The following is a 6,287-nucleotide window of genomic DNA, read 5'->3' as shown; positions in this document are numbered from 1 at the left end:
AGGACAACTATTTTTCCAATCCACCGGCGACTTTACCGGTGCCAATTTTACCTACAGCGCTACAGATACTTTAGGCGCTGTTAGTCCTCCTGCTAATGCGACTCTCGGTTTAACAGGAACGACTCCCAATCAACTACCATCCGCCGACAATACTAGCCTCACGGTAGGGCCCAACAGCACCGCGCCGGTGCCGGGATTGGGAGCAAATGACCCCGATGGGTCGATCGCCTCCTACACCATCAACACCCTGCCGCCAGCGGCCCAAGGAATCCTGTTTTTAGGAGATCCAGCCAACGGCGGAGTAGCCGTGACACCGGGTCAAGTTTTGACACCGGCACAAATAGGACAACTATTTTTCCAATCCACCGGCGACTTTACCGGTGCCAATTTTACCTACAGCGCCACAGATACTTTAGGCGCTGTTAGTCCTCCTGCTAATGCGACTCTCGGTTTAACAGGAACGACTCCCCCACCGACTCCAGCACCAGTACCAACACCCACTCCCACACCATTACCAATACCGATTCCAGCACCAACACCAACTCCCACACCAACTCCCACACCAACTCCCAACGAACCGCCATCCGCCAACAATACTAACCTCACCCTAGGGCCCAACAGCACCGCGCCAATTCCGGGATTGGGAAAAAGTGACCCCGATGGGTCGATCGCCTCTTACACCATCAACACCCTGCCGCCAGCGGCCCAAGGAGTCCTGTTTTTAGGAGATCCAGCCAACGGCGGAGTCGCCGTGACACCGGGTCAAGTTTTGACACCGGCACAAATAGGACAACTATTTTTCCAATCCACCGGCGACTTTACCGGTGCCAATTTCAGCTACAGCGCCACAGATAAAAACGGCGCTACCAGTCCCCTGGCTACCACTACTCTCGGTTTAACAGGAACGACACCCCCACCAAATCCCCTAAACTTACCGCCAGTAACCAACAATGCTAATTTCACGGTAGAGCCCAACAGCAGCGCGCGGGTGCCGGGATTGGGAGGAAGTGACCCCGATGGGTCGATCGCCTCCTACACCATCAACACCCTGCCGCCAGCGGCCCAAGGAATCCTGTTTTTAGGAGATCCAGCCAACGGTGGAGTCGCCGTGACACCCGGTCAAGTTTTGACACCGGCACAAATAGGACAACTATTTTTCCAATCCACCGGCGACTTTACCGGTGCCAATTTCAGCTACAGCGCCACAGATAACAGCGGCGCTACCAGCCCCGCCACTGCTACAGTTGCCGCTATCTCCCCGACTTCCAACCAACCGCCATCGGTTAACAATATTAACTTCACGGTTCCGACTAACGGCATCGTGCAGGTGTTGGGATTGGGAGGAAGTGACCCCGATGGGTCGATCGTCTCTTACACCATCACCAGCGTCCCCCCGGCCAACCAAGGAGTCCTGTTCTTATCAGATTCAGTCAACGGCGACGTACCCGTGACAGCCGGTCAAGTTTTGACTCCGGCACAAATAGGACAACTATTTTTCGTAGCCACAGTTGACTTTAACGGAGCAACTTTCAGCTACACCGCCACCGACAACCTCGGCAAAGTCAGCCCCACTAGCGCTAATGTTGCTGCTATCTTGAGGCCAGTTGGAACTGTTCCCCCACTCACACCTACACCCACACCAACGCCCGCGCCCGGTATCTCAAATCCGATCGCCGAACCAGATACCGAGTGTCTGTGTCAGCCGATTCAGGAAAAACCGGGCATTAACTTTACGCCCCCGCAGCAACCGCCCGCAGTGGGATTTGTCCACCCTATTTCGCAACTTGGAGAGGGACAAACCACCAAAGGAACCAATGGCGATGACTTGATCCTAGACACCAAAGGCAACCAAAAAATCGTCGGTTTTGAAGGTAACGACCTGCTTTTAGGTGAAGACGGCGCGGACGAAATTTACGGTAACGAAGACAATGACACGATTTTTGGGGAAATTGACACCGATATTGTTTACGGAGGCAAGGGCAACGATATCGTATTCGCAGGCAAACAGAACGACTGGATTGCCGGCGACTTAGACTCTGACACCCTGTTTGGAGATCTAGGTGCCGATACGATTCTCGGAGACAACGGCAACGATAACTCCAACAGCGCTGCTGAGAATGGCGATTTGATCTTCGGAGGTAACGGTGCAGACATCATTAACGGTAATGAGGGCAACGATACCATCCACGCCGGTAAAGGTGATGATATTGCCCTTGGAGGTAAAGAAAATGACTTGATTTGGGGCGAACTCGGCTCCGATACCTTGTTTGGTGGCATGGGCTCCGACAGCTTGTTTGGGGGCATCCCCGACCAACAAGCCAGCGACTCCCAGGGACTCGACTTGCTGTACGGAGGCTTCGGTAACGACTTCCTCAACGGCCAACAAGGCAACGATACGCTGGTTGCTGGGAAAGAAAACGATCGCGCTTACGGAGGTAAAGGCAACGACCTGATCTACGGTCAATTAGGCTCTGATACCCTCTACGGCGGTGAAGGAGCCGATACTCTGCTTGGCGACAGCGGTGGTTCCAACTCAATGAATAGTGCTGGCGAAGAAGACTTGCTCTTTGGCGGCAGCGACAACGACATTATCGGTGGCGGCAACGGTAATGATACCGTCCAAGCAGGTAAGGGCAATGATGGCGTTTGGGGTGGCAAAGATAATGACTTGATTTGGGGCGAACTCGGCTCTGATACCCTTGTCGGCGACAACGGCGACGACACTATGTACGGCGGTGCTCGAAGTCGAGCTAAAGATGTCAACGGCCAGGACTGGCTCTTTGGCGGTGATGGTGCTGATGCGCTGTTTGGCGATGAAGGTGACGATACCATCACTGGCGGTGAAGGCAACGACTTGATTTACGGTGGCAAAAATAATGACCTCGTACACGGAGATGCTGGCAACGACTTGATTTACGGCGGTGACGGGGGCGATGAACTCTGCGGTGGCGAGGGCAACGATACCATCTATGGCGATCGTGCTGATAATCAAGGTGTCGCCGTGGGCGCAAACGATCGCCAAGACTGCATCAACGGCGGTGACGGCGATGATTTGCTCTACGGCAACGAAGGGCAAGATACTATCAACGGAAATGCTGGTAACGATACTCTGTTTGGCGGTAAAGATAGCGACATTCTCAATGGAGGTGCGGGGGATGACTGGCTGTTTGGCGACGCGGGAGATGATACTTTAATCGGAGGTATTGGGAGCGATCGATTTGTTTTGAGTGCTGACGGCGGCACTGATACTGTGATTAACTTCGAGGTAGGTGTCGATAAGTTTGTTTTGACTGGCGGCGTGAGTTTCCAGCAGTTGCAATTTAGCGCCACTCCTGACGGTACGCTGTTGCGAATAGCAGGAACCGATCGGGTGTTAGGAAACTTTATCGGGGTTAACGGGGCGATCGGCTCTTCGGATTTCCTATCTAATCTCTTGTCTGAGGGCTAGAATTAGCGCCGAAAGTTCCCTATTTTCATAACAAAACGCCACAGCAGCTCAAAACTTCTGTGGCGTTCTTTGTAGGGCTACTTCGTCCGACAGTTAGGAGGTTTTGATATCAAACCCTCTCTTCATCGGAATGATTCAGATATATATTCTCGGACTCTGTGTTCTCTGTGTTCTAATAAGGTTAAATCACCTGACGATGCAAGCGGAAACGATATGATATAGCCTTTGTCAAAAAGGTGAGGTACAAGTTTAGATTTTAGATTTTAGATTTTAGATCAATTCCGGTTGTACCGTCAGGTGATTGTTGACTGTTGACTGTTGACTGTTGACTGTTCCGATCGATTTACCGCAATAAGGAAAATTTAATAACTTAAGCGATTGCTCGTTACTTTCGCTCTGCCTGGTAATGCAGGTGCGGAGGAAGAGCCTCCTTCTTTCTGGCAACTTACAGGAGATTTGTGTTATTAATCGACCGGACATGATATCAAGACTCGATCTTTACCTCTAACCGCTAGATCCTATCTTGCAAAACATCTGCGTTAATCTGCGTTAATCTGCGTTAATCTGCGGTTTACCTATCAATCAAAAATATATGCAATAAGTCTACAAATCACGTTTTTTTCCACAATCAAATCCTACCTCCTATTACAGGTAGAAGCTATGGAAACAATTTTATGAGAGTTGTGCGATCGCCTAAAATCAACAAATACAACCAATTACCAATTACCCACTATCGCTTCAAATAATTAGCTTGTGAAAGCGAAATCTGCTTGCGTAAAAACAGCCGGCGCGGTTGACCGAACAGCCAATGAGTCCAATGCCAATCGACTTGTTGCAAGCGATAACCGGCTTGATAGTACAACTGTCTGGCTGCGTGATTATTTTCCAGAACGTGGAGGTAAATCTCCGAAAATCCCCATTCTCTTGCTGTATCCTCGCAGTTGCTGAGCAATTGTTGAGCAACTCCCTGCCGCCGATAGTCTGGGTGAACGGCTAAATTTGACAAATAAGGATAGTCTGAACTTGGAATTTGCCAAGGGAAACGAGCGCGCAGGGCCATTTCTATTGTTCCTGCTACGGACCCAAGTCGGGGCGATCGATAATTCTGCATTCCTTCCTCGCGCGAGACTAGCTCAGCAACCAGACAAATGTAATGTTCTGCCTTAGAACGCAGTCGATTTTTTAAATCTTCGTAAATGCCCAAACGCAACACCGGATACACCCATTCTACCAATCCCTGGCGGGAGTGAAAGCTCACGGCTAAAACATCGGCTAGCTGTGTCAAGTCGTTCGACACAGCGACGCGGATCGAAAAGGCAGAAAGTCGGGGAGTTTGTTGTTCGTGAGACGGTGAGGAAAAAAAAGAAGGATTCACAATTTAAGGTCACTATATTATTTTTTTTACGCTATTTTCTCGGATTTTTACCTAAGAAACTTATCTGATGTTATGATATTATGTGATAATTTATAGACATCGTTGATTCGTACCATTAAATCACATTATTTTATGCTTTAATTTAAGTAGTATTGGATGTTGTGTGCCAGTTTTTGGCATTTAAGAATCAATTTCCTATCAATCAAAACCAATCCCCTAATACTAAATTGGTGGGTAACTGCTAAGGTATTAAAAACAATCAAAAAGGTTTTAATGTCAGGTTCCCGGAACCCTGCGGATCTGTGTTGGTTCAAATATCCGATCGCATCTAATATAATTTTTCGCTCAGGTAATTGAAAAACTCAACGACTGACCGCACTAACATCGGGCCCGCTTGCACGTCGGATCTTCGCCACCGGCCCGGTGAACCGGACAACCCAGCTTTAAGCAGTTATGGGTCATCAGCAAGCCCGTCCCGTCACGAATTGGCTTTACCTGTGGCGCTAGGGATCGCTCTCCCCACCGTCCAATTTAAATTTGGATGGTCAGAAACATTCTGCGGGGGTTTTCCTTCACGGCTCGATCTTGTGCTGCAATGCTGTGCAAAGGGCGATCGAGACTGTCAAAATCTCGAAGAAAGCTAATTTGCCGGTTTCCACAGAGTACATCCCTAGCTAAGATTAACAGATGGACGCTCTGGCTTACAGTGTTTGGCCGCACTAATTGGCTTCTCGAAAATCTGCGATGGCACAAAAATGTCGCGATCGCGGAAAAAGTGCAAGTCTAACTCAAATGGTACAACAATTGCGTCACCCGCACTCAAAGCCCGTTTGGTCTGTCAGCCACCCCCCGAATATCCGTCAGTCAGGGGAACCGGCGCAGGCTCGCCGACAGTATCGAGCTGCGGACTGTTAAAGTTGCTGTAACCTTGGCAGTCGAAAAAACAGAGGCGAAAATATTGGTGGTCTATTATATCGTACTGACAGCAGTTTTCACATACCAAATAAAATCGACCAAGGAGGGAGAATATGACATAAATTTGGCAAATTAACTTACAATCGCGAAGGTTATTCCTATGTATTATGAGATATCCAGACAGCTTTTAAAAGTGCCGGATTCGTGTTTCTGCTTCTGCATAGAGGTGAGGGGTAAGGGGACACTTACCGCAAGACGAGTTTATGTGAATATCATTAAATAATAAAATTAGGGTGTACGACAGACAATTGTGGCTCAGAATAATTCTGGATTTAAAACTAAATTCTCAAAAATCAAGCTGGATTGGGAGCATCTGGGTTTTGTAAAAAGCATTTTTTTAGAGTGCGAGCCCTCGGGAAGTCGCGTATTGTACAACTCGCGACTTCCCGAGGACACAATACAAGATGCAAAACACCAATTCTCCCGGTTGACTCTTGCTTTTGCCAACTCACAACAACGTCAGATTCACGAACTATTGTGACTTCAACA

At 48.9% G+C, this 6,287-nt stretch carries 4 protein-coding genes; 2 read left to right on the top strand and 2 right to left on the bottom strand.

Features of this window, described 5'->3' with window-relative positions; genetic code table 11:
• Positions 1-3,448, top strand: a 3,448-nt coding sequence (locus tag AACV78_RS02165; protein ID WP_445329576.1) for an Ig-like domain-containing protein, incomplete at its 5' end; no start/stop codon positions are given.
• Positions 3,449-3,718: 270 nt separating this feature from the next.
• On the opposite strand, the gene AACV78_RS02160 is transcribed toward AACV78_RS02165, so the two are convergent.
• Positions 3,719-3,928 (bottom strand): hypothetical protein, encoded by a 210-nt coding sequence (locus AACV78_RS02160; RefSeq protein ID WP_194008724.1) that lies wholly within the window; start codon positions 3,926-3,928, stop codon positions 3,719-3,721.
• 250 nt (positions 3,929-4,178) lie between these two features.
• A complete protein-coding gene (locus tag AACV78_RS02155) occupies positions 4,179-4,823 on the bottom strand; it encodes a GNAT family N-acetyltransferase (protein WP_194008725.1) in 645 nt (214 codons plus the stop codon).
• Between the two features lie 353 nt (positions 4,824-5,176).
• Between AACV78_RS02155 and AACV78_RS02150 the strand changes: the two genes are divergently transcribed.
• Positions 5,177-5,467, top strand: coding sequence for a hypothetical protein (locus AACV78_RS02150; protein ID WP_194008726.1), 291 nt, complete (start codon positions 5,177-5,179; stop codon positions 5,465-5,467).
• Positions 5,468-6,287 lie beyond the last annotated feature (820 nt).

Source organism: Tychonema sp. LEGE 07196, from assembly GCF_963890365.1.
Taxonomy (GTDB): Bacteria; Cyanobacteriota; Cyanobacteriia; order Cyanobacteriales; family Microcoleaceae; genus Microcoleus.
The sequence above is the reverse complement of the archived record's forward strand: the minus strand, read 5'-3'. Positions and strand labels throughout refer to the sequence as shown.